18 protein-coding genes are annotated in these 25,344 nt (G+C 56.9%); 10 read left to right on the top strand and 8 right to left on the bottom strand.

All coding sequences use genetic code 11. From position 1 onward, the window contains the following. Positions 1-310: 310 nt before the first annotated feature. Positions 311-1,165: a glycosyltransferase family 2 protein gene (locus tag NOR97_RS17245; protein ID WP_257601283.1), complete on the top strand. Its 855-nt coding sequence runs from the start codon at positions 311-313 to the stop codon at positions 1,163-1,165. 73 nt (positions 1,166-1,238) lie between these two features. On the opposite strand, the gene rfbA is transcribed toward NOR97_RS17245, so the two are convergent. The 5 genes from rfbA to NOR97_RS17220 form a co-directional block, all read right to left on the bottom strand. Continuing rightward, on the bottom strand, positions 1,239-2,105 hold the full coding sequence (gene rfbA / locus NOR97_RS17240; protein ID WP_170347133.1) for a glucose-1-phosphate thymidylyltransferase RfbA: 867 nt from the start codon (positions 2,103-2,105) through the stop codon (positions 1,239-1,241). 18 nt (positions 2,106-2,123) lie between these two features. Further along, on the bottom strand, positions 2,124-2,987 hold the full coding sequence (rfbD, locus tag NOR97_RS17235; RefSeq protein ID WP_257601282.1) for a dTDP-4-dehydrorhamnose reductase: 864 nt from the start codon (positions 2,985-2,987) through the stop codon (positions 2,124-2,126). Then, entirely contained in the window at positions 2,984-4,024 is a 1,041-nt protein-coding gene (gene rfbB / locus NOR97_RS17230) for a dTDP-glucose 4,6-dehydratase (protein ID WP_171724549.1), read from the bottom strand. Before rfbB ends, rfbD begins: the two co-directional genes overlap by 4 nt. Next, complete coding sequence (gene rfbC, locus NOR97_RS17225) at positions 4,021-4,590, bottom strand: dTDP-4-dehydrorhamnose 3,5-epimerase (protein ID WP_257601281.1); 570 nt, start codon at positions 4,588-4,590, stop codon at positions 4,021-4,023. Before rfbC ends, rfbB begins: the two co-directional genes overlap by 4 nt. Positions 4,591-4,967: 377 nt before the next feature. After that, positions 4,968-7,016: a dockerin type I domain-containing protein gene (locus NOR97_RS17220; RefSeq protein WP_257601279.1), complete on the bottom strand. Its 2,049-nt coding sequence runs from the start codon at positions 7,014-7,016 to the stop codon at positions 4,968-4,970. 160 nt (positions 7,017-7,176) lie between these two features. Here NOR97_RS17220 and NOR97_RS17215 point away from each other — a divergent pair, with 160 nt between their 5' ends. From NOR97_RS17215 to NOR97_RS17195, 5 genes are read left to right on the top strand one after another with little or no spacing between them, the layout of a single operon-like run. Next, entirely contained in the window at positions 7,177-11,082 is a 3,906-nt protein-coding gene (locus NOR97_RS17215; RefSeq protein WP_257601278.1) for an Ig-like domain-containing protein, read from the top strand. Between the two features lie 47 nt (positions 11,083-11,129). Beyond that, complete coding sequence (locus NOR97_RS17210) at positions 11,130-11,963, top strand: SapC family protein (protein WP_257601277.1); 834 nt, start codon at positions 11,130-11,132, stop codon at positions 11,961-11,963. Beyond that, entirely contained in the window at positions 11,950-13,293 is a 1,344-nt protein-coding gene (locus NOR97_RS17205; protein ID WP_257601276.1) for a TolC family protein, read from the top strand. The genes NOR97_RS17210 and NOR97_RS17205 overlap by 14 nt, the downstream gene beginning before the upstream one ends. A gap of 32 nt (positions 13,294-13,325) precedes the next feature. Beyond that, positions 13,326-15,437, top strand: coding sequence for a type I secretion system permease/ATPase (locus tag NOR97_RS17200; RefSeq protein ID WP_257601275.1), 2,112 nt, complete (start codon positions 13,326-13,328; stop codon positions 15,435-15,437). Next, positions 15,421-16,731, top strand: a complete 1,311-nt coding sequence (locus tag NOR97_RS17195) for an HlyD family type I secretion periplasmic adaptor subunit (RefSeq protein ID WP_171640945.1) — start codon at positions 15,421-15,423, stop codon at positions 16,729-16,731. Before NOR97_RS17200 ends, NOR97_RS17195 begins: the two co-directional genes overlap by 17 nt. 139 nt (positions 16,732-16,870) lie before the next feature. Here NOR97_RS17195 and NOR97_RS17190 read toward each other — a convergent pair whose 3' ends face one another. The 3 genes from NOR97_RS17190 to NOR97_RS17180 all read right to left on the bottom strand — a co-directional run bounded on the left by NOR97_RS17190 (position 16,871) and on the right by NOR97_RS17180 (position 21,128). Continuing rightward, positions 16,871-17,572, bottom strand: coding sequence for a response regulator transcription factor (locus tag NOR97_RS17190; RefSeq protein ID WP_170347119.1), 702 nt, complete (start codon positions 17,570-17,572; stop codon positions 16,871-16,873). Continuing rightward, a complete protein-coding gene (locus tag NOR97_RS17185; RefSeq protein ID WP_374041639.1) occupies positions 17,572-19,437 on the bottom strand; it encodes a PAS-domain containing protein in 1,866 nt (621 codons plus the stop codon). The genes NOR97_RS17190 and NOR97_RS17185 overlap by 1 nt, the downstream gene beginning before the upstream one ends. Positions 19,438-19,595: 158 nt before the next feature. Beyond that, on the bottom strand, positions 19,596-21,128 hold the full coding sequence (locus tag NOR97_RS17180; RefSeq protein WP_257601273.1) for an alkaline phosphatase family protein: 1,533 nt from the start codon (positions 21,126-21,128) through the stop codon (positions 19,596-19,598). A 260-nt stretch (positions 21,129-21,388) separates the two neighbouring features. Here NOR97_RS17180 and NOR97_RS17175 point away from each other — a divergent pair, with 260 nt between their 5' ends. The 4 genes from NOR97_RS17175 to NOR97_RS17160 are packed head-to-tail and all read left to right on the top strand — an operon-like array spanning position 21,389 to position 25,305. Then, entirely contained in the window at positions 21,389-22,513 is a 1,125-nt protein-coding gene (locus tag NOR97_RS17175) for an MlaE family lipid ABC transporter permease subunit (RefSeq protein WP_257601272.1), read from the top strand. Position 22,514: 1 nt separating this feature from the next. Beyond that, on the top strand, positions 22,515-23,330 hold the full coding sequence (locus tag NOR97_RS17170) for an ABC transporter ATP-binding protein (protein WP_170347114.1): 816 nt from the start codon (positions 22,515-22,517) through the stop codon (positions 23,328-23,330). A 5-nt stretch (positions 23,331-23,335) separates the two neighbouring features. Next, the gene (locus NOR97_RS17165; RefSeq protein ID WP_257601270.1) at positions 23,336-24,652 is read left to right on the top strand and encodes an MlaD family protein; all 1,317 of its coding nucleotides are present in this window, start codon (positions 23,336-23,338) and stop codon (positions 24,650-24,652) included. Then, complete coding sequence (locus tag NOR97_RS17160) at positions 24,649-25,305, top strand: ABC-type transport auxiliary lipoprotein family protein (protein ID WP_257601269.1); 657 nt, start codon at positions 24,649-24,651, stop codon at positions 25,303-25,305. Before NOR97_RS17165 ends, NOR97_RS17160 begins: the two co-directional genes overlap by 4 nt. The last annotated feature ends 39 nt before the right edge of the window (positions 25,306-25,344 follow it).

The following is a 25,344-nucleotide window of genomic DNA, read 5'->3' as shown; positions in this document are numbered from 1 at the left end:
AATCTGCTCATTCACCACGGCCACCGGAAATCGAAAAATCCCAACGGGGTAGATCTTACCGCTCCGATCCAAAAGGCATGCCCCCCCAAACGCGGCTTTGCCATCCGGCCGCGCTTGATGATCGGCTTGCTGTCGTCGCTTCAGCGGAGAAGAACCAATTCAAACATTTCTCAGATTGCCGTGACTGAGTGCACAAGATCACGGACCGCATTCAGCAGCCCGGATCCGCCGTACTGGAACCGGGGTTGACCCTAACCGTGTTTGAGAGGAAGTAACGATCAGGCCCATTCCACAGACACGGCAGGCAGGTTTGTCACAGATTACGGTCATAAGCGTTTGTTACAACAGCAGTGGTGTACTGCCGGAGATGCTGAGTTCCATTCCGAAAGGCGTGCCGACGATTTTGGTCGACAATGGTTCGGATGATATTGAAGCGGTTCGGCAAATGGCCAGGGCACATGGCGCAACTCTGATCGAAAGCCCCGACAACATCGGGTTTGGCCGCGCCTGCAACCTTGGTGCAGCCAAGGCAACAACGGACCTGCTTTTTTTTCTGAACCCGGATTCTCACTTGCTGCCCGGAGCATTGGATGCGTTGCAAGAGGGGGCCGACAATCATTCGGATGCGTCAGCCTTCAACCCTGCAATTCTGGACCGGAAGGGGGCACCTCGTTTCAGGCGATACAGTGTGATCATTCCCCGAAATGAAACCCTGCCCAGGAAAACAACCGATTCCGATTTTGAATTGCCGGTCCTCGTCGGCGCGGCCTTCCTGGTCCGCCGCGAAGCATTCGAGGCGGTCGGCGGGTTTGATCCCGAAATCTTTCTGTATCATGAGGACGATGACCTGAGCCTGCGGCTCAAAGCCGTTTGCGGGCCACTTTTCTATGTTCACAACGCGCGGATGCGCCACGCCAGAGGCAAATCTTCGCCGGGAAGTCCAGCCATCGCTGGCCTGAAAGGCTGGTATATGGGGCAATCGCGGGTTTACGTCGCCCGCAAACATGAAGTCCCGATGGCCTTTGGTCGGGCCCTGGCATCGGCGCTGCTGCAATTGCTGTCTCCGGCTGTGTTGTTTTCAGCGAGAAAACGCGCCAAGCAATGGGCCTTCTTGCGCGGTGTCTGGCATGGCCGGAATGCCCGACCAGCCCCGTTCAGACCTTGATCACAAAGCGCGAAGCCGTTTGCGGCTCAAGCAAAATCAAGCCTGAACACGTAACCATGAGACAGTTCGCGGCCTAGCTCAACAGCCCCTTCAGATAGGTGCCGTACGTGGACTTGGCGAACAGGCGCGCGCGTTCATCAAGCGCTTCGTCGCCAATCCAGCCATTTGCCCAGGCAATTTCGTCCAGGCTTCCGGTCTGCATACCCTGACGTTCCGTGATCGTGCGCACGAAGTTTCCCGCATCCAGCAAAGACCCGTGCGTGCCGGTATCCAGCCAGGCAAAACCGCGCCCCATGGTCTGCACATCCAGCAAACCTTCGTCCAGATACATCTCCAGCAGCGATGTGATTTCCAGCTCACCACGCTCTGACGGTTTGACCTCATGCGCGCGGGCCGGAGCATCGCCATCCAGAAAATATAGACCCGTCACCGCGTAGTTCGACGGAGGCACCTTGGGTTTTTCGACGATCGCGCGGGCTTTGTTCCCTTCGAAATCCACGACACCGTAGCGTTCGGGATCAGCGACCCGATACGCAAAAACCGTCCCGCCGCGCTCCAGTTGATCCGCCTCGAGCAGCAGGTCCGGAAGGCCATGTCCGAAGAAAATGTTGTCACCCAGAATCAACGCCGACGGCGCACCATCCAGGAAATCCTCGGCCAATGTATAAGCCTGCGCCAGACCGTCAGGAGACGGTTGCACGATCCAGGTCAAGGACAACCCGTATTGACTGCCATCCCCCAAAAGGCGCTGAAACTGATCCTGATCCTGGGGGGTGGTGATGATCGCGATTTCGCGGATCTGCGACAGCATCAAAACACTCAGCGGGTAAAAGATCATCGGCTTGTCGTAGATCGGCAGCAATTGCTTCGATATCGCCATGGTGATCGGATAAAGCCGGGTTCCGGACCCACCGGCAAGAATAATGCCTTTGCGCTGCATAATCTGTCCTTTCAAGGTTCAGCTGGTCGCTGACTTCAACTCGCTCAATATCTCGGCCAGTCCAGCTTTCCAGTCGGGCCTCTGAATTCCGAACACGTTTTCAAGCCGCGAACAGTCCATACGTGAGTTCAGCGGCCTGGGCGCCGGCGTTGGGTACGCCTCAGTTGGAATATCCTCGATTTCGACCGACAAGCCGGATTGAGAAACAATTTCACGGGCGAAATCCGCCCAGCTGGCATCGGGAGCCCCGGAATAGTGGAACACGCCACCTTTGGCTGCGGGGCCGGCCTTGGCCATTTTCAGCAAGGTTTCAGCAATGTCGGCAGCAGGTGTTGGCCCACCGATCTGATCTGCGACGATGGTCAGCTTGTCACGGGTCTCTGCCAGTCGAAGAATGGTCTTTACAAAGTTCTTTCCGTGGGCCGAAAACACCCAGCTTGTGCGCAAAATGGCATGGTGGCCGCCAGCCTCTGCGATCTGGCGTTCGCCGTCCAGTTTGGTTCGACCATAAGCCCCCAAAGGCCCGGTCGGGTCATCGGTGCTCCGGGGGGTCGTACCAGAACCGTCAAAAACGTAGTCCGTGGAAATATGCAGAAAGGGCAGGCCACGGGCAGCGGCGGCACGCGCCATTGCTCCGGGAGAATCTCCGTTGATCCGTTGCGCCAGGTCGCTTTCTTCTTCGGCCTGGTCAACGGCAGTATAGGCTGCTGCATTGATGATCACGTCCGCATCCGTATGCCGGATGGCGTCTGCACATTGCGACGGGTCAGACAGGTCCACCGCGGCGCGATCCAAGGATTCAACCAAGACACCATGCGCCTGTCCGCGACGTCGCAACTCGGTCGCCACCTGCCCCCCGTGGCCGAATACCAGCGCCTTCATTTGGCAACACCCAGCCGCTCACCCACACCGCTGCGGGCCTGCAACGCGTTCAACCACGCGCTGTTGTCCAGATACCACTGAACCGTCTGTTCCAGCCCGGTTTCGGGCGTATAGGAAGGGCGCCAGTTCAGTTCCGTGCGAATCCGTGTCGGATCGATGGCATAGCGCTGATCGTGACCGGGGCGGTCAGCGACGAACGTGATCAAATCCGCATAGGGCGTTTCACCCGGCTTGAGGCGATCCAGGATCGAACACAGCATTCTGACAAGATCAAGATTGGTCATCTCATTCTCGCCGCCGATGTTGTAGCTGCGGCCCAGTTCACCCTTTTCGAGTACCAGCAACAGAGCTTCTGCATGGTCATCGACATGCAGCCAGTCGCGAATGTTGTCGCCTTTCCCGTAAATCGGGATCGGTTTGCCCGCCAGCGCGCTGAGGATGACCACGGGGATCAACTTTTCCGGAAACTGGTAAGGGCCGTAGTTGTTGGAACAATTGGTAAGAACCACTGGCAGGCCGTATGTTTCGCGCCACGCCCGCACAAGATGATCCGATCCCGCTTTCGAGGCCGAATAGGGTGAGTTCGGCTGGTACGGGCTGTCTTCGGTGAAAAACCCGGTTTTACCCAAGGACCCAAAGACCTCGTCGGTTGATATATGGTGAAACCGGAAATGCTCGGGACGGCCGGCACCCACCCAGTAGGCGCGTGCGGCCTCCAGCAATACATAAGTACCGGTCAGGTTCGTGTCGATGAACGCGGCCGGGCCATCGATCGAACGGTCGACATGGCTTTCAGCGGCCAGATGCATGATCGCGTCGGGCTGGTGCCTGTCCAGTATCGCCGACATGGCGGCCGCATCCCGGATATCCGCGTGTTCAAAAACGTATCCCGGCGCATCCGCAACAGAGGCAACATTGTCCAGACAGGCTGCATAGGTCAGGGCATCGACATTGACGACCGAATGCCCATCGGCAATCGCGCGACGGATAACGGCAGAGCCGATAAAGCCCGCCCCGCCCGTAACCAGAATTTTCATTGTGTGCCCTCGAATACGAAAGGAGATTCAATTTCGCGCAGAAGTGGTGCGATCCGGTCTTTCTCGGACAGCTGGGGTTCTGAATTGCTCTGTGGCCATTCAATGCCGATATCGGGATCGTCCCAACGAACCGCGCCTTCAGTTTCCGGTGCGTAGGTATCAGAACACTTGTAGACGATCTCGGTCTCCGGCTCCAACGTCACGAACCCATGCGCGAACCCCGCTGGAACCAACAGCATCCGCCCGTTCTCGAAACTCAGTTCTTCACCGACCCAGTGACCATAGGTGGGCGAGCCTTTGCGGATATCGACCGCGACATCAAACAGCCGCCCACGACCGCAGCGCACCAGCTTGGCCTGCGCCCTTGGCGGAGCCTGAAAATGCAATCCGCGTACCGTGTTCACCGTGCTCGAAAGGGAATGATTGTCCTGAACGAATTGCGTATGAATCCCTTGTGCCGCAAAACTGTCGGCATTGTAGGTTTCTTCAAAGAACCCGCGATGATCGCCAAAACGCTTCGGGGTGATCAGTTTCACTTCCGGAATGGAAAGCGCCAATATTTCCATTGTTACTAATTTTCATCTCTGTGTTGATGTCTCGGCCTGCTATGTCACATTTGTTCCACCGACGCCAAGACCTATGTTGTCCGACCAGCAATTTGAGCGGCTCATCGGTTCCGAAGGTCAGGCGATTATCGCAGGCAAGTTGCGATTCTGGTAGAATACATTGAAATTATTGGGCCATCTCTGCATGAAGGCACAAGAATGGAACAGATAACGAAGCCGCAGGCGCGACAACGCTTGGGCCGAAACCAAAAGCACCGCGACATGGGGCGGCATTCGAGCGCTGAGGCCGGGACGTGTCAATTTCGCCGCGAAGGCCGATCCGCATCTTGCTGCTCAAAAAGGTACAACCCTGCTTTGGCCGAGATATCTTTCGGCGCTCAGGCCGCTTCGAGATTTCCCAATAAGATGGAGGTCATGTCCACGTTGATGACCCCATCCACCGCCACGATATCGACACCCGTCTGATAGGTTACATTGTCCTTGGTTATTCCGGAAAGGTCCGCGTTCTCATCCAGAAAGACCCATTCAGGGTCATGGGCCGTGGGCTGCCCGACGGCGACTTGCAGAATTGCAAGCGCATCCAGGGCGTTTACGGTGCCATCCCTGTTGACGTCTGCGGCTATCAGGTTTTCCGCGGTCGCGGGACCCCATGTCGGATCAAGACCAACCGAGATGCGCAACACTTGCAAAGCGTCCAGCGCGTCAATCTTTCCGCTTGCCGTGGAATAGTGTTTGGTGATGTCCAGCACTCCGGGAAAGGTACCATCGGGCAATTCCAGATCGAACCGCCCCTGATCATCTGCGGTGGCGGATACCGTACCCCCGCCGTCCGGCGTGAACCGGATTTCCGCATCCGTCAGCCCCGGATTAGCCGCCCCACTGTCCACCGTAATCTGCCCGACCAATCCATCAGAACTGCCCGGGGTCTGCCCGCCCAGGTCCCCGAAATCCACCGGAATATGATCCGGTCCGGCGAAGCCTGCGCCAAAGATATCCGTGCTTGTCAAAGCTCCGCCCGAGGCGGATTGGACCTGCACGACCTCGCCACGATATTCGATCTGAGCCCCGTTTGCCGTGCTGGTAAAGGTGAGTTGCTGAGGCGACCGCAACAGCAGGTAGTCGAACATATCCAGACGATCCACGCCCGCCTGAAAATCGGTGATTGTGGTCAGACCACTACCCGACTGCATCACGAAAATGTCGGCCCCTGCACCACCCGACATCGTCGTCGCACCCTTCCCTGCAATGAGAATGTCGTCTCCGGCGCCTCCTAAAAGGGTCGTGTCCAGAATACCGCCGCTGAGGATATCGTCCGATGCGCTCCCGTTCACGGTACCGAACCCCTTGCGCACCACACCAAGATCATCAACCGGGACAGTCAGGACTGTCAGTCCGGCATCCTGTTGTGACGTCACGAGAATTTGCAACTCATCACCCACATGCGCAACGCTGATCGATTCGACATTCTGCAAGCCGCTCGCCACCGTATCCGCGAAACTGTCCATATGAACCAGTTGACCTTCGGGTGTCAGAGTGAACAGAGACAGGCCATCATCGCCCCCGCCTGCAACCACGAAGACCCGCCCGTTCACGTCTATGACCGCCAGATCCTGAACCGATTCAAACCGCGTATGAAGCGTATCAAGCACATGGTCCGTCGCCTTCAAACTTCCGTCGCTGTTCAATTGAAGAACACTGAGAGAGTTGCTGCCGGACCCCGCCACCACGACCCAGGATTTACCGTATGCCTCGACTGCCTCGACAGCAGTTGGGGTAGAAACACCAAGGGTTCCGAGGGCCGAATCATTGTTGATCTCGGTTAACGTGCCGGTGCCGGAGTCGATGCGATACGTCGAGACAGAGTTTGTTGCCGCGTCACCTGAGACCAGAAAATGTTCCGAACCCGACCGCAACGTCTGCATGGCATCCGCTGTGCCGGCAATCAAACCCGCAAGACTGAGCGTCCCGTTCGCGTTCACATGATAGGTTCCGATGTTGCCGGTATCCTCATGCGCCATCGCAAGGACATCCGAAGACCCAAGTGAAAACTGTACGATGGCCGAGATATCCCCGCCTCCGTTGAGAACACCTGTTTCCTTCAGGCCGCCGATCGTTCCGTCCGCGTTCACGTCATACCCGACCAGGCCCACGGCAGTGTTGATATCGAGCGCAATCTGCTCGGTTCCCGCCAGCGTGATCGGCGTGGCACTGCGCCCCACCTGGAAGGTGATCGAACCGCTGTAATACTCTGTATCAACCAGCTGCGGCAGGGCACCTTCGGCCAACCGCCAGACCGCGACGCCGCCACCCGGGCCGGTCACCGAGTAGAGATACGTATTCCCGTTAAGCGTTTTTAAAGCCGTATCGCCGATACCTGAATCGAGCGCCGTGCTCCCCGTTGCCACTACACTTTCGAACTGAAGCATCACAGCCATCACCTCACACGCCACCCCTGGCAGTTACGGCAAGATGACCAGATGAGCAGACCGAAACCGAAGCAGAATTGTGGTGAAAACGAGAAGTTCGGTTTCAGTTTAACTCAATTTTTTCAGGTCCGATCGCAACGGCAACAAATGGGAAAGACAGATGAGCAAAACGCCAAACAGCACATCCTTTCCTGTTGCGATGATCGCGGACACCACATGCGAGGGCAAGATGACCAAAGCACCTGAGGCCAACAATCGTTCGGCGGTTGACTCGACGGACGGAGATCGCAAATCTCAAGTTCAACAGTGGATCAATGGAAAGCTTGGTCGTTGGGCGGGTCGCGGCGCGGCTGGCGGCCTTATGTCCACATTGATGGCCTTGCCTGCCTTGTCACAGGCAACCATCGAAGAGCTTTACGCCTTCCAGTTCGCAGAGACTATTCCGGGTGTGCGATCCGCCAAGTTGCTGAAAAACGGCGATGTTCTTCTGAAAATGGCTGACGGTCGGACGATGATCGTGGCGGCGGAAAACGTACAGGTCCTGGACAGCGGCGCAATCATGATCGCAGAAGAGGCGGTTGCTGAAATCGCCCAGTTCAGCGCAGCTGAAGCCGGCGTAGCAGCTGGCGGAATCAGCGGCGCCGGGGCTGCACTGGGCGGCCTCGGGCTGGCTGGCGCAGCTGCCGCCGCGGGCGGAGGTGGCGGCGGCGGCGGCGATTCCCCGGAACCTGTCGCGCCTGGACCCCAACCCCAACCGGAACCGAGCTATACCAGCCTGAACCTGGCCGAACTTCAGGCAACGGCATTGAACAGCGCCATTACCAATGCCGCCGCACCAGACGGAACATCGACAGTCGAGGTCACGATAGGTTCGCTGGTCAAAACCGTAACACCCAACGGTGACGGCAGCTGGAGCGTTTCTCTCACTGCGGCCGAAGCAAATGCGCTTCCGCAAGGCGTCTCTACGGTGACAGTCAGACATCTGGACGATTCAGGCACGGAACTGTCAAGCGAATCCGTCAAGTTCGATATTGATTCAATTCCCCCTACCCTGTCGATCACCGGGTTTTCCGATGGCCCTGTTTTGAATTCGATCGAACAGGCAACGGACCTGACGATCACCGGAACAACCGATGCAGAGGACGGGCAGACCGTCACCGTCTCAATGAACGGGCAAGACTATTCGGGCACGGTATCCAACGGACAATGGAGTGTCACCGTTCCGGCAGCAGACCTCTCGGCCCTTCCTGATGGCGCGACGATTGCCGTTACCGCTGATGTTGCCGACGCGGCGGGAAATCCCGCTCAACAAGCCAGCGGAAGCTTTGATACTGACTTTACTGCACCAACTGTTTCTCTGGATCCCGTGGCTGGCGGCTCGATAGAACTGATCGACGTAGTCGGCGACCTGGCCTTGACCGGTTCCACCACGGCAGAGGACGGGCAGACCATTGTCGTCACGTTCAACGGACAAGTGCATACCGGCACCGCTTCTGGCGGAAGCTGGAGTGTAACGATCCCCAATTCCGATCTGAGCAGTCTTTCCACCGGAGTCCCGGCATCTGTTCTGGTTGCTGTCGAAGACGTGTCGGGCAATCCGGCAGTACCGCTTCTTGTATCGGTTCCCGTGGACCTGACCGGTCCTTCCATTTCGATATCACCGCTTCCTGTTGGTTCCGTACTGAACGCTGTCGAAGCCGGGTCCGACTTGACCATCAGCGGGCTGACGTCAAATGTTGAGGATGGTGAGCAAGTTACCGTAACCCTCGATGGTCAAACTTATTCCGGAACAGTATCCGGCGGGGCCTGGAACGTGACCGTGCCAGCTGGGGATCTGGCGTCCTTGTCGGATGGGGGCAACTTCTCTATTACAGCGGATGTCGACGACGCCAGTGGCCTGACGGCACCGCAGGCCGTAGTGACACTTGCCAAGGATGTGACCGCGCCGACGCTCAGCATCGACAGTCTTTCGGACGGAGCTGTCATGAACGCAGCCGAGCGCGCCACGGATCTTTACATCTCGGGCAGCACGTCAGCTGAAGACGGACAAATCGTAACCGTCAGTCTGAACGGGCAGTCCTATAGCGGAACGGTTACTGGCGGCAACTGGAGCGTAACTGTACCTGCTTCGGATCTGTCGGGGCTTTCTGACGCGGCGACCGTCACCGTAACCGCGGATGTCACGGACGCTGCCGGGAATCCGGCTCTGCAAGCGAACAACAGCTTTACCACCGATTTCACGCCACCGACGGTCGGAATTTCAACCGTATCCGACGGGGCCGTCATGAACGCCGTTGAACAAGGAACCGACCTGACCGCGTCAGGAACCTCCGATGCGCCGGACGGAACCGTTGTTACCGTCGAAATCACGCGCGCTGACGGCACTACGGACGTCACCGGAACGGCAACGGTAACCGGGGGTACTTGGACCTATACGGCAACCGTGACAGATTTGTCTGCCCTGCAAGACGACGAGACTTACAATATCAATGCGTCGATCTCGGACGCGGCGGGAAACAACAATCAAACCACGACAAGCTTTGCCACTGACTTCACAGCACCTTCGATAACCATAAACAGTCTGCCTGTGGGTGCCGTGTTGGACGTGACCGAGAGGGGCGTGGATCTTGCAATCTCAGGCACGACCACGGCTGAAGATGGCCAGACCGTTTCGGTCACATTCGGCGGGCAAACCTATACAGGCGTTGCATCAAATGGCGCGTGGGCAGTTACCGTTCCAGCAAGTGATCTTGGAATGCTCTCTGACGGAACGACCTATTCCATTTCCGCCACCGTTGACGATCTGGCCGGAAACAGCTCCGCAGCCGCGAACAACTCACTTTCCACAGATTTTCGCCCCCTGTTGACGTTGAACGATGTCGGGGTCAACAATTCGATTGCTCTTACCGATGCCAAAGCTTCCGGAATAACTCTCGGCGGTTCATCGACCGGATTGTCAATCGGCCAGTCGGTGGATGTCACGTTAAACGGCAGTTCGGTCGGATCTGCAACGGTGGCCGCCGACGGATCCTGGTCGCTGGCTGTCGCGGCGTCCAACTTTTCGGCAGTGGAGGCAGGTGATGACCTTGTTTTTTCCGCGCAGGCGCTAGTTGCGGGTGGACCAGATCCGCTGCCGGTTTCCGATCAAGCCGTTGCGTACGAACCCGCCGCCTATGTTATCTCTGAAGTTGGGCGCTCGGGATCTACGGTGACATTCGCAATCTATGCCGAAGCCGACCGCGATATCTCTGGCGGTCTGGCTTTGACGGCAGAGCTCGGATTTGACCCTTCGGTTGTCACATTCAACGTGGCGTCGGTTTCGGAAAACAACGCCTTCGATTTGTTCTTGGCCAGCCCGGGCGCCGGGGGCGCGATGAATTTTGCCGGCGCCGCGACAACCTTTACAGATCTTTCTCAGCCGCTTGTCACCTTCACGATGACGATCCAGGACTCCGGCCAACCTATTGAGCTGACAATCAAAACGTCTGATGGCGGGCCAACCTCAGTTCAGTTTGGCACCAATGGCGATGACACGCTCACCGCTGCGAATACGGACACCATCACACGCGGCGGTGACGGCGACGATACCATTGATGTTTCTGCGCCAGGGCGAGACATCGTCGTCTTCGAGGCGGACCCGACCAACAATGGTACGGACACTGTGACTGGCTTTACGATTGGCCCGGCTGCGGATGTAACCGACGCACTGATGTTCCACGGGCTGGACACCAATACGCTTCGCGGTGATGGCACCGGATTCGAATTGCTGTCCGCAGGAGACACCTTGGGCACAAACACCGGATTTGTCGGCCTCAGCACGGTACTCGCAGACCTCAACCTCAGCACAATCGAAGCCGCTGTCGAGAGTCTTGCCGGAGCCACGGCGGGCGATGAGCTTTACGTGATGGCAACCGACGGAACAAACAGTGTTCTGGTCAAGGCAGATTTCCAGGCGGCGAACGATGCCAGCGTTGAAACCGTGGCCACGTTCCAAGACCTGAGCGATCTGAGCGGCCTGACCGCAGATAACATCCTGCACACCGACCCAACCGGGGCAACGGCCTGATCCGGACCGGCGCACATACAGACGTAATTCAACATCATGAGGCGGTTATGGCACAGAATGGCTTAACTCCGGTCAGTCTTGGACGACATGGTCATCGGTTCTGGAGGCGGTTCACCTCGTTCGATTTCGCACGGACTATGGCAGATTGCCCCGTGGTCGAAGCAGAAATTCTTCAAGCCGCCGCCACATTTCCAATCACTTTTCGGAAATCCGAACACGGCTTTTACCCCATAGCTGTTTTGTCCATGCAACCGAACCAGCCTACGCCATTTGTATCAGCACATGGCAAATGGCTCGCGACTTATGTCCCTTGCGTCTTGCGCTGTGCTCCGTTTCGGCCACAACTGATAGAACCGGAAGGTGACGGCAGTGACGAATTGCTTATCGACGAAACGGCGTGGCTTATCACCGACAATCCGGAGGATGAAGCTTTCTTCGACAAATCAGGTCAATTTGCGCCGGAACTGAAAAAAGTCGCAGCTTTCTTTCGCGCCCTAAAAGAGTCGATGAAATACACAACTCATCTGTGTCGTGTTCTTGCTGACATGGGATTGTTTGGTCCGCTTGACTCTTTTCAGGGAGTTGAGTTCCCGTGCGGGCATTTTGGCGTCACGCAGAACGCCCTGGAGAAAATTCCCCGCGCGCACTTGTCACTACTTACTTCGAATGGGGGTTTGCGACTGATTCACGCTCATCAGATTTCGCTGACCCATAGTATCTGGCTGACACATGCTCATGCCCGCGCAGATCGGGTAGCTGATGGTTCTCTGACACAACAGACCACCGGTGTTTCTGGGTTCATGGACGCGTTGATTGCGGCACAACAGAAAGAAGAAGCCATGGACCGTTGCAGCCAGGAGGGTCACCATGCGTTCCTGTAAAGCAGTGTTGTCCTGGGTTGCGTTCGCTCTGCTTGCAATACCGTTGTCTGCCTGCACGCCGCCTCCTGATTTGACTTCAGTGGCAGTATCCTTTGCACCCGGGACCACCGGTGCCGGGGCAGCAAAGCCATCGGCAAAGCTCAGCAGCAGTGCATTCGGGCAACGCGTGCGCCAGGCGGTAGAGACAAGCCCGACACTGGCGCAAAGTAATACCAGGATGGATATCGCATCAGCCAATCAAGATGCGGCCGAAGGCGCCTTTCTTCCACAGATATCGTTGGGAATAAATGCACGGTCCGAACGGGTCGAATCGGATATTGCAGATGTTTCACCCTATCTGAGAATTTCACAATTGGTTTATGACGGTGGGGCTGCCTCGGGGGATCTGACGGCAGCCCGGGCACGTGTTCTGGAAACACGGGGCGATCAAATTCAGACGGCATCGGCCACGGCTCTGGCCGCCATCGAGACCTATGTGCTTGTCCTTGATCAACGAAAGTTGCTCCGCATCGCGGCCGACAATGTCTCGGTCCATGAAGAACTGGTGCGTCAGATTTCGGAACGCACAGCGGGTGGCGCCGGTTCAAATGCAGATGTGCTGACCGCACAATCCAGAATGGCGGATGCACGTACAAGACTTGCTGACGCACGAGCACGAACTGATCGGGCCGAAGCGCGGTTTCGAGAAGTGTTCGGGACTTTTCCTGGCTCATTGCCCCCTCCTGTACCGGCCCCACTGCTGAATAGAAGTGATGCCCAGATCGTGATGAACAGCCCTCAGATCCGCAGAGCGGATGCTGGCTTGCTGGCAGCCAAAGCGGAGTGGTCGGCAGCTCAGGCGCGGCGGAAACCGAATGTTCGGGTCGCCGCATTTGCCAACCAGGATGACACTCGGGATGCAAATTTTGGCGTCGATCTTTCTTTCAACTACGAGCTGGACAGCACCGGCCAACGCCGCGCCGCCATCGCAGCAGCAGAAGCCAAAGTGAAAGAAACGGAATTCGCGAGAGAGCAATTGGTTCGCGAAATCATGCGGGAGCTGGGCTTTATTCGATCCGATCAAAAAGCAGGCGCGGAACGGCTGCGCGCGGCCCGTATTGCGGCAAGTGCCAATGCCGACAGCGTTACTGCGTCCCGCGCACAGTTCTCGATTGGGCGTCGCAGCCTGATCGAAATCCTGGACGCTCAACGCGATTACGTAAATGCGCAAGAACGCCTGATTCTGGCCGAACAGAGTTATTTTCTGACCAACTACGCGGCTCTGAGCCTTACCGGAGACATTCTGGACCTGCTCGGAATTTCGCTTGGCAATTGGAACGAGGTGAAATGAGCACGTTGGAATCAATGCAAGACCGCGCTCGCTTGACATGCTACGAAGCCTGCCTTTTGAACATTGCCGCGACGCTTGAACGCCCTCTGACCCTTGCAACGATCCAGGCGTCGCAGACCGGTTCAGACGGGGATCTGACTGTTCGTGACATCATCTCGGTAGCGGAAAACACAGGTCTACAGGCGGGCTATGGCGAGCGGCGCATCACGAGTTTTGACGAAGCATTGGCTCCGGCCTTGTTGCTGATGACCGAAAACAAGGCCGTTGTGTACCATGGCCGCACAAAAAACGGTGCCTTACTGGTCTACGACCCGGAACTTGGCGAAGGAATCGGCGAAGTTTCAGAAGAACGGCTGGCCAAATCCTACACCGGTTTCGCTGTCTTGTTTCGGCGAAATCATACAGATGAACAGGACGCCGGCCACACAGCTTACCGAGGTCATTGGTTTCGCGCGGCACTGTCCGCCAATCGATGGACTTACGTACAGGTTGCTCTTGCTGCGGCGCTGGCAAACCTACTTGGCTTGTCGACGTCAATTTTCATTATGGTCGTCTATGACCGTGTGTTGCCCAATGAGGCAACCGAATCGCTCATTGCCTTGACGGCAGGCGTGGCTCTGGCGCTTCTTTTTGACTTCGCGCTGAAACTGCTGCGGGCCGCGTTCATCGACAAGGCCGGGCAAAAAGCCGACTTGCTGATGGGACGGCGAATTTTCGACCACGTTCTGAATATCCAGATGAAGTCGCGCTCGGGATCCACCGGCGCCATGACCAGTACCATCCGTGAATTCGAGACCCTGCGCGAGTTCTTCACGTCCGCAACGCTTGTTGCCGTCGTGGATCTGCCGTTCATCGGGTTGTTCGTTTTTGTCATTTACCTGGTCGGCGGACAACTGGCATTGGTCCCGGCTCTGGCCGTACCAGTGGTTCTGCTGACAGGTTTGGCCGTACAGCCGCTTCTGTCCCGCATGGCAGAAAAGAGCCTGTCTGACGGGCAATCCAAACAATCGGTCCTCGTCGAAGCTGTCTCGGGCCTGGAAACCCTAAAGACAACGGCCGCTGGCCGGCAAATGCGTTCCCGTTGGGAGCAGGCGATAGAACGGCAATCCTCGCACGGTGCTCAGAGCCGGGCCGTTACACAATTTGCCCTCAACCTGACCGGTTTTACGCAACAAGCTGCTCAGGTGTTGATCGTATTTTATGGTGTTTTTCTGATCACAGACGGGCAGACCAGCATGGGCGCTTTGGTTGCCTCGGTGATGCTGACAGGGCGGGCCCTGGCACCTTTGGGGCAACTGGCTCAGACGTTGACAAGGCTTAACCAAGCCCGAAGTGCATACCGAAACCTCAACGCGCTGATGATGGCGGAAAGCGAACGCCCACAAGGCCGAACATGGGTGAACCGGCCCCATTTCAAAGGAGAGATCGCCTTCAACAACGTGTATTTTTCCTACCCTGACCAGGGGGAAGATACCCTGCAAGGCGTTTCATTCACGATCAAACCGGGTGAAAAAGTGGCGATCCTGGGTCAGATTGGCTGCGGAAAAAGCACCATCGCACGTCTGATGCTGGGATTGTATGCGCCGCGTGTTGGATCTGTTACGTTCGACGGCCTTGATATACGCCAGATCGATCCTGGCGATCTGCGCCGCAATATCGGATCCGTCCTGCAAGACATATGGCTCTTTTCCGGATCTGTCCGAGACAATATCGCAAGTGGCGCAATCCGGCCCAAAGATCGCGAACTGATCGAAGCAGGCCGCGCCGCCGGGGTTGAGGATTTCTTAGCCAACCATCCCGGGGGTTACGATCTTCAACTCGCGGAACGCGGCGAAGGCCTCTCTGGCGGACAGCGGCAAGCCATTGCCCTGGCAAGGGCACTCATAGGCCGTCCGCCGGTTCTCCTGCTGGATGAACCAACAAGCGCGATGGATGTCAAAACCGAAGCCCAGGTTATCCAACGTCTGAAAGAATGCGCGGCAGAGTCCACCATGGTTGTCATTACACACAGAACCAGCCTGTTGGAGCTTGTTGACAGAGTCATCATCCTTGAACACGGGAAAATCGCGGCAGACGGCCCCAAAAGCATGCTGACGCAACATGTTCGTCGGACAGGGAGGCACCTGAATGTCGCAGCATCCTGATCTGGCCTCTCTGGCACGAGAGATGCAGGGACGCTCTCCTGTTCGGAGTTCCTTGCTGCTTTTGGTGATTCTGCTCTGCCTGATCGCCGCCGTATTGTGGGCGCATCTGACCGAACTGGACGATGTCACGCGCGTGGACGGCCGGATCGTGCCTTCCGGCGACATTCAGCTGATCGAAGCCACCGAGCCCGGCGTATTGCAGTCATTGCACGTGCGCGAAGGCCAGCTGGTCGAAAAAGGTTCACTGCTGATGGAGCTTGAAACAACTCAAATTGACAGTCAGCTCAGTCAGGAACAGCAACGCGCATTCGGGCTGATGGCGCGCATCCAACGTCTTCGGTCTGAAATTGATGGGACACAACTGGATTTCGATGTTCAACTGATCAACGGCGCGCCTACCGTCGTGCAATCTGAAACCGCGCTGTACCAAGGACGGCGGGCCGAATTGGAGGCAGAAATAGCCATCCTGGAGCGTCAGCGTCAGCAAAAACAGCGAGAGTTTGAGGAAGGCCTGGTCGATCAAGTGACGGCAGAGGAAACCCTGTTGGTCCTGGCCGAAGAAAGGGCGATCATGGCGCCGCTGGTCGAGCGTCAAATGGAGCCTGCAACAACATTGCTTGCGTTGCGGCGGAGTGAAGCCGAATGGCGCGGTCGCAAGGTGCGGGCAGAAGCTGTAACCAACAGATTGCAAACGGGCCTGGACGAAATCGACGATCGGATTCAGGCGGTGCGAAGCCGGTTTCGCAGCGCCGCGCTGACGGACCTGGCGCTTGCCACTGCCGAGCTGGCTGCTTTGCAACCCGCCCTGCCCGCTTTGCGCGACCGGGCGTCAAGGGCGCAGGTTCGGTCTCCGGTACGCGGCATTGTAAACCGGATTCATCGCTCAACCATCGGCGGTCTCGCCCGCAGTGGAGAGGACCTTGTTGAAATCGTGCCGCTGGACGACACATTGCTGGTTGAAGCCTATGTAAAGCCTGAGGACATTGCGTTTCTGCACGCGGGTCAGCCTGTGAAGGTCAAAATCACGGCTTATGATTTCGCACGATACGGGGCGTTGGATGGTGAAATCATCCGCATCGGTGCAGACACGGTCACACGATCAGAGCGGAATGACGAAGAGGTCTTTGTGGTCGAAATCCGAACCAAAAGCACCATGCTTGACGGGAATGGCATAGCAGTCGAAATCATACCTGGAATGATCGCCGAAGTGGACATTCTGTCTGGCCGGAAATCAGTGCTGGATTATGTTCTGCAACCGGTTGTTAAAATAAAGGATCAGGCACTGCGCGAATGAGCGATGGGGCAATTGGGGACAGTCGAGTGGGTTCCAATATGGATATCACGGTGTCAGCAGCCTCCGGGAAAACCGGGGCGGTTCAAACAGACATGGAAAACAACTCATCTGACCAAGTTTCTACCGGTCGGATCTGCATCTACTTCCAACCAACATCACCCAAGAATATATACCCTGCTCCATAGATCGTCTTGATCAACCGCGGGTTCTTGGGGTCCTCTCCCAGCTTTGTGCGTAACCTGGAAATCCGAACATCCATCGCCCTGTCAAAACTGTCGCCGGCTGCACCGCCCAGGGACTCCTGCATTTGCCCCCTGCTGATCAGCCGCTTGGGGCTTTCCAGAAACAGACGAAGGACTTCCCCCTCGGCATGGCTGAATGGTGTTTCCTCACCTGTGTCACTTTCAAGAACATATCGGTCAAAATGTGCGGTCCAGCCGTTGAATTCCGCCGTATCCGAATGTGAGGTCTGAGTGCGGGGTGTTCTTAACCTTGCCCTGATCCGCGCCACGACTTCCGCAGGGTCAAACGGTTTCGTAATATAGTCGTCTGCGCCAAGTTCCAGCCCCGTAACACGGTCCTGCACCTGCGCCCGCCCCGAAATGATGATCACGGCCGCGCCTTGTTCCAGCGCCAGACGATGAACCAACGCCAGCCCATCCGTGTCCGGCAAAGACAGGTCGACCAGACAGACATCAGGCGTCACACGATTGAGCGCAGCCTCGAACTCTCGCGCGCGGGAAAAACTCTGCGTTCGGAAACCGGCATCCTCCAGAGCGTCCGTCAGGATGCGTCGGATTTCGGGTTCGTCGTCGAGGATGGTAACCAGCGGTTGCGTCATCAGGCGGCCTCGGTTTGGATCAGAGCTGACAATTGAGCCTGCGAAAACGGTTTACGCAACACCGGGGCTAACGCAAGGGCGCGCTGGTACAACGGGTCCGAACTGGGCAGCGATGTCATAAGGATACATGGCAATCCCGGCTTCACCTGTCGCAATATGTCCAGACCGGTACCACTTCCTTCCAGACGGATGTCGGACAGGACAAGAGAAATGTCTTCAACGCTGTTTATCAGTACCAGCGCTTCATCTACCGAATTGGCCTCGATGACGGCGAAGCCCAGTTCTACCAGCATGTCCCGAAACTGACCCCGCAGATCTTCACTGTCTTCGACCAGAAGCACCAAACCGCCTTGCACGGGCGGAGCTGGCCGATAGGGCAACCGCAAAACGACGGACGCGCCTGATGGCGTGTTTTTGAGATGCAAATCGCCACCGGCGAGCTTCACAGTGTCATACACCATGGGCAGACCCAGCCCCGACCCGTCGCTTCCCTTGGTGGTAAAGAACGGGTTCAGCGCCTTTTCCAGCGCCTCGGGTGTAAAGCCCGGGCCAGTGTCTGATACGGCGATTTCAACCCAAATTTCTCCGATGGTGTGCGCGCTTATCGTAATCTGGCCCGAACTGCCGCAGGCATCCCGCGCATTCAGCACCAGGTTCAGCAACGCATCCTGCACCATTCCCGGATCCAGCATCAAAGCCCGGTCCGGCAAAGTGTTGACCACCGACAAACCGACGCCGCGCGGCAAGGAAGGCGAGGCCAATATTCTCAGGTCTTCCAGCAGCGCCTTCATGTCCGTGGCCTGAGGCTGTGGCGTTCGGTTCCCGGTCATGTCTGCAATTCGGTTCAGCAATTGCCCACCCCGACGCGCGGTTTGCTGTGTCGCGGCAACCAGTTCATGTGCTTCATCCGGCAGGTCCATTTTGTTCAGTTTGGACTGCATCCCAAGGATGATCGTCAGCAAATTGGAGAAGTCATGAGCCAATCCACTGGTCATCTGGGCGGCCATGGCCCGCCGGCGCGTTTGCTGCAAAACGACGCGCGCCTGCGTTTCTTCGGTGATATCAACCGACATTACATAGACGCCACCGGCGTCATCCGGCGTGAACGAAACCCGGATGCGGCGGGAATCCTGATCCTCGTTGAACTCGAATACGGAAGCTTCTCCGCCATATGCTTTTGCCAGATGCGCTTCGACCCGCCGAAACGCGGCGGCACCAAGCGCTTCAGATATGTGAAGCCCCAGAATTTCCGACGGGCGCCCCGGCAGGACCGCACTCAAACGGCGGTTGGAGTAGTCATATCGACCAGTGCTATCCAAATGCGCGATATGAGCCGGCATCATTTCCGTCATCATGCGTGTGCGGGCTTCGATCTCGGTCAGCTCGCGTTTGGCCTCTTCCAATGCCTTGATGGTGGCCGCAAGCTTTCGGTTGGTTGCTGACAGTTCTTCGGCGTGGCCGAGCAATTGTTCCGACAGTTCTTCCGATCGCGCCCGCAGCAGGTTTTCTGCACGCCGGGTGCCGGTTATGTCGGTATAGACCGCAACCCATCCACCCTGCGGCAGCGGCGCGCCTTCTATCGAGATAACCTGCCCGTTGGGCCTTACGCGTTCCATGTAATGAGGCTCAAACGCCAAAGCCTGCTCGACGCGCAGGTTCACCATTTCTTCCACACTTTCTTCGTCACCGTATTCGCCACGGCTGGCGAGAAAATGGATGGTATCCCGAAACAAGGCTCCGCGTTCGACCAGCTCGTCCGGCAGGTCGAACATTTCCTTGAACCGACGATTGCTCAGCACCAGTTTCAGGTTGCTGTCATAGATCGAAAGCGCCTGACCGATGAGATTCAGTCCGGCAGTCGTCATCGCCTTTATGCGCTGTTCGGTGATGTCCAGGTTCGTCTTCTCCACACCCCATGGGTACCATCAGAATTGATGCGCCGGTAGTGGAATTGATGAACGACAAAACGTCCCATGCAACTTGCCTGATCCAACTGAAAAGAGGACGAAAGCGGGCAGTGATCCTAATACCTGGAACGGGACTTCGCGCCTTCGGACGTGATGGAGTGCAACGACAAGGTATGATCCATGTTTCGCATCCGATGGCGCAGCATCTGTCTGCCCAACCGGGCAAGATCGTCCGCAAACTCGGGGTTTTCCGCAAGATTTTCGAATTCTCCCTGTCCCTGGTGGTCAAACAGGATCGGCGGGAGGTCAGCTGCAAATTCGATCAACGTGAATCGTTCGTCCCGCAATATTCCCAGACATGAATCACTGTTGCCCGTTCCCAACCGCTGTTGCCAGACGGTCGGTTCTTCGGGTTCCGAGAAATCCAGCTCGCTGAAGGAATAGCTGCGCCAGTCATCGGGAACGTCGCCATGCAACAAGGGCAGCAAAGACCTGCCATCCATGGCGTTTGGAACTGTCTGCCCAATCCAATCAAGGATTGTCGGCGTGACATCAATTGATTCGGTAGGAACGGTGACTTTTGCGCCGGCCCGTGCCTCGTTCCCCGGCAGGCGTATCATCAACGGTGTGTGATAGGCCGCATCGTACACAGTCATTTTCCCCCAGCTGTACCTATCGCCCAGCATTTCGCCATGATCAGCCGTTATGATCAGCATGGTATCGTCGTATTGCCCGCTGTCCTTGAGATACTGAACAACGCGCCCGATATGGTGATCGACCTCGGTCGCCAATCCCAGATAAACGGCGCGCAAAGTGCGTAAATTTTCATCCGTTGGCTCAACACCAGCAAAGCCATGAACAAACTTTTCTGCCGTATAGGCGTCCAGCTTTGGCCCGAAAAACGGATGAAGCGCCTTCTCAGCGGCTTCGCTCGGCAATCGCTGCGGCAGCGGTATATCCGCCGGATCGTACATGTCGTTATACGGAGCAGGCGCAACCAAAGGTGGATGCGGACGGATGTACGTCAGATGAGCAAACCACCCCTGGCCACGATGAGGTGCAATACCGTCCAGAAACGCATCGGTCAGGAAGGCTGTGTCGCTGTGTTCCGCCCGATACATGGCCGGGTCGTTCAGCCTGGGCGTTTGACCATCCGGAGAGACAGGCTTGTAGACATCCCAATATGTATCGAACGTGTAGCCTTTCTTCATCAAATACGATTGCCAGGGGTATGACTCTTCCAGGCGCATTTCGACAACTTCAAGGAACCCGTTCATCGATTGCTCGTAAGATTTGAGCACGGGGTCGTTGGGATCATGGACTCGGGGGTCGGCAGACGTATCGGTGTACCCGAACAGCATCGGCATATAACCCGCCTTTCGCATTTCCGTGGCGATGTTCGGCGTGTCATGACGCAGCGGCGTACCATTTCGCACGGAACGATGGTTCATCGCGTATTGGCCGGTCAAAATCGATGCGCGGGATGGCCCACAGGGGTTGGTGACAGAGAAGTGGCGCGTAAAACTCACCGCTTCGTCCATGAAAGCCCGCAGGTTCGGTAGCTTCACGTGCTCGGCCAGAGCGCCGTTCAGGCAATCTGCCCTCAATTGGTCGATGATGATGAACAGAACGTTCTTGGCGTGATGCATACCGACTTCTCCGAATTCCGCACCCAGGGTTCCGCAGCGGAATGTGTCCCGCTTCCGATCTTCGCGCAACCGATTAGTCGAGCAGCCCTGCGTTTTCTTTTCCGGCCTGACTTGAACCGAAAAAATACGTTCCTGGTGTCCAGTTACGCTTGCTCCAACTCATGGTCCGGCGTGACGCCAAGGCCATTCTTTGCGGCAAAAACCGGGTCACATGGCACAAAGTCATTGCGGGCATTGAATGTTTTACTTCACATGGCACCATGACGCAGCCAACGATAACATCAGAGCGCGACGCCAGCGGCAATCAAGTGCGCATTTCTGGTGAGTTGCTCACACAATCCCTGCAAACCGTGGAGCGTGATTTTGCTGCGGTCCAACCTTGCGGGGGCAATGTCATTTTTGATCTGTCCGGCGTCGAAGCACTGGATACGGGCGGAGCTTGGCTGGTTGCAGACCTGGGCCGGAGGTTCACGTCAAACGGTGCCACGCTGGAAATTCAAGGCGTGAAACCCGCGCATGCGGCGCTGATAGAAACCGTGACCCGCAGTATCCCGGACAAACCCGGCAAGCTCGAGGACCCTCGTGGATTTTTGGACTGGGTTGCTCACGTGGGTCAGGGCACATTCGGAGCCTGGAAGGATACCCTGTCGATCCTCGAATTTCTGGGCCTCACCCTGCACCGCTTGTTTCGGACCCTGATCATGCCGTGGCGCCTGCGCAAAGCGGCCCTTGTCACTCATATGGAGGAAACCGGGGTCAAAGCCCTTCCCATCGTGGCCCTGATGGGTTTTCTGATCGGTGTCGTGCTGGCCTTTCAGGGTGCGACACAATTGAAACAGTTCGGGGCCGAAATCTTTGTGGTCGAACTGATTTCGATCTCGATTCTGCGAGAGCTGGGAATTTTGCTGACCGCCATTATCGTCGCCGGCCGCTCGGGTTCGGCATTCACGGCCTCGATTGGTTCGATGAAAGTACAGGAAGAGATCGACGCCATGCGGACACTGGGCCTTGACCCGATCGAGGTTCTGGTTATTCCGCGGGTGTTGGCGTTGCTGATCATGCTGCCCATTCTTGGCTTTGTCGCAGATATGGCCGGCCTGTTCGGCGGCGCCCTGATGAGCTGGATCGATCTGGGCGTAAGCCCGGGCATGTTTGTCACTCGTCTGAAAGAAAACACCGATGTCTGGCAACTTGCAGTTGGCTTGATCAAGGCACCGTTCTTTGCATTGGTCATCGGGGTCATAGCCTGCTGGCAGGCCTTGCAGGTCAAAGGGTCGGCCCAGAGTGTGGGGCAGCGCACAACCGCTTCGGTCGTGCAATCCATTTTCATGGTGATTGCAATCGACGCATTGTTTTCGATTTTCTTTTCCGAAATCGGAATCTGACATGAACGATAGCACGCAACACGAAACGGAACAGAACGCATCGCAGCGTGACGCCGTGATCCGCGTTCGCGGTCTCAGAAGCCAATTCGGAACGCAGGTGGTTCATGACGATCTGAACCTTGATGTCTGGCGTGGCGAGGTTCTGGGCATCGTTGGCGGGTCCGGAACCGGAAAATCCGTTTTGCTTCGTACGATTGTGGGTCTGAACAAGCCAGCCGCCGGCAGTATCGAAGTGCTGGGCGTGGATGTCTTGAACGGCCCTGAAGAAGATCGCCGCAGGATCGAACGCCACTGGGGCGTGGCCTTTCAGGACGGCGCGCTGTTTTCATCGCTGACCGTATTGCAAAACGTGATGGCCCCACTGCGAGAGCACACGGGCATCAGTGAAAAACTGATGGAGTCACTGGGTGCGTTGAAGATCAGCCTCGTGGGTCTGCCCCAGCTGAGTTGCGGCAAGTTTCCATCGGAACTGTCGGGCGGCATGCGAAAGCGCGCCGCACTGGCGCGGGCGCTGGCGCTTGATCCCGAAATCGTTTTTCTGGATGAACCGACTGCCGGATTGGACCCGATTGGCGCGGCTGCATATGATGAACTGATCGGCGAATTGCAGCAGGCACTTGGGTTGACTGTTTTCATGGTCACCCACGATCTGGACAGCCTTTACGCCATCTGCGACCGAATTGCAGTGCTTGCAGAAAAACGCGTGCTGGTTGAAGGTCCGATTGAGGATATGACCAAAGTGGACCATCCTTGGGTGCAGGAATATTTCACAGGCCCCCGCGCCCGCGCGGCGCAACAGAAGGGTCAGGGCAGGTAAAAGCGATGGAAACCAGAGCAAATTACATCCTGATCGGCGCGTTCACCCTTGCGGGGCTGTTGGGCGTATTCGGCTTTTTCCTGTGGTTGGCGAAATTCGAAGTGACCCGCCAATACGCTTATTACGATGTATTGTTCGACAACGTCTCGGGGCTTTCGGCGGCGGGTGGGGTAAATTTCAACGGTCTTCCTGTTGGGCAGGTGCTCTCTTTGAACCTGGACAAGGACGATCCGTCCAAGGTTCGCGTGCGTATAGAAGTGGATGCAGATATTCCGATCACCGAAGAAACGATCGCCCAGCTTCAATCGCTGGGTGTAACGGGCGTCGGTTACGTTGAACTTACCGGCGGGTCGCCGAACGCCAAAAGGCTGCCGCAGGACAGCGTGATCAAAAGCAAGCGCAGCACCATCCAGTCATTGTTTGAAGGCGCACCGAAGGTGCTGGACGAAGCCGTAACCCTACTGGAAAGCCTGAACAAGGTCGTTGACGACAAGAACCGCCAAGCCGTGAACAGCATTCTGGACAACCTTGCCTCTGCGACGGGCCGGCTGGACAAGACTTTGACAAGTTTTGAATCCGTGGCCAGCGACATTGGCAGTGCAGCCAAGGATATTGGTGAGTTTTCGAAACGTCTGGACCCTCTGATCGAAACGGCCGATACGACCCTCAAGACCGGCACGGAGACGCTCAATTCGGTTAAATCCGCGTCCGAGTCAGCCAGGGCCGCGCTGGACGAAGCGAAAACGACGATCGAAACAGCAGACCGCATCTTGCAGCAGGACGTTCGACCTTTCATCGAACGCGGGTCGCAACTGGCCGAACGGTTGACCCTCTTGTCGGATGAGGGCAGCGTCACTTTGGGGATCGTGAACGAGACCGTGTTGAACGCCAACACGACACTTGGTTCGATAACATCCGCAATGGACACGGCCAAAGGGGCGTTATCTTCGGCGGAAACGGCCTTTGAATCAGCCAACCGCGTCATGGAAGAAGACGTGGCGCCCGTTGCGGAAGATATCCGGAAGGCGGCCAACCAGGTCACCGAAACAGTCTCGAACATCACCGGCAAGATCGATCAGATTTCAGACGATGTCCTGAGCGCTTCGAACTCTGCCTCAGAGCTGCTGGGGACAATTGACGGCATCGTTCAGACCAACCGCCGCCAGGTATCGGACTTCCTGCGCGTGGGTCTGCCGCAATTCATCCGCTTCGTCGAAGAATCCCAACGCCTGGTAATCAGCCTCGACCGTCTGGTGGACAAGGTCGAACGTGATCCTGCGCGGTTTCTGCTGGGCACCCAAGCATCGGAGTTCCGTCAATGATCAAGCCTGCAATTGCAATTCTGACGTTTGCATTGGTCGGTGGATGTGCCGGGTTGGGCACTTTGAAACAAGCCGCGAAACCCAACGATCTGTATCTGTTGACACCCAAAAGCACGTTTTCGTCAGCGCTGCCGCGAATACAGAAACAGATCGTTGTTGAAGAACCAACGGCAACCGCCGCGGTGAACACGGATCAGATCGCCATTCAGCCCACCCCGTTTCAGGTTCAGTATTTGCCACGGGCGCGATGGGTGGATCGCGCACCCCTGATCGTTCAGACGCTGTTGATCGAAAGCTTTGAGAACTCTGGCAAAGTCGCTGCCGTCGGCCGGTCGACGGTTGGTCTGCGCGCTGATTACGTGATCGCACCGGACCTGCGCGAGTTTCAGGGCATCGTTATCGCGGATCCCGAGAACGGAGACAAAATCCGTATCGAAGTGCGGATGAACATCAAGGTCATCGATGAATACGACGACAAGATCATCGCTTCGAATTCGTTTCAGGAAAATGTCGTTGCCGCAAGCGACCAGACATCAGATCTGATCAAAGCGTTTGATTTGGCCTTGGGGCGCGCGATGCGGGATTCTGTTGAATGGAGCATTCGCAGGATCAACACACATGTGGCCAACAATCCCAGATCGAACCCCAGTTGAGTTAAGCCACATGTCAATACGGTGAGCGCGGGCGCAGTT

The organism is Ruegeria sp. YS9, from assembly GCF_024628725.1.
GTDB lineage: Bacteria > Pseudomonadota > Alphaproteobacteria > Rhodobacterales > Rhodobacteraceae > Ruegeria > Ruegeria atlantica_C.
Note: the sequence above shows the minus strand (reverse complement) of the source record. Positions and strands in the feature narration are given on the sequence as shown.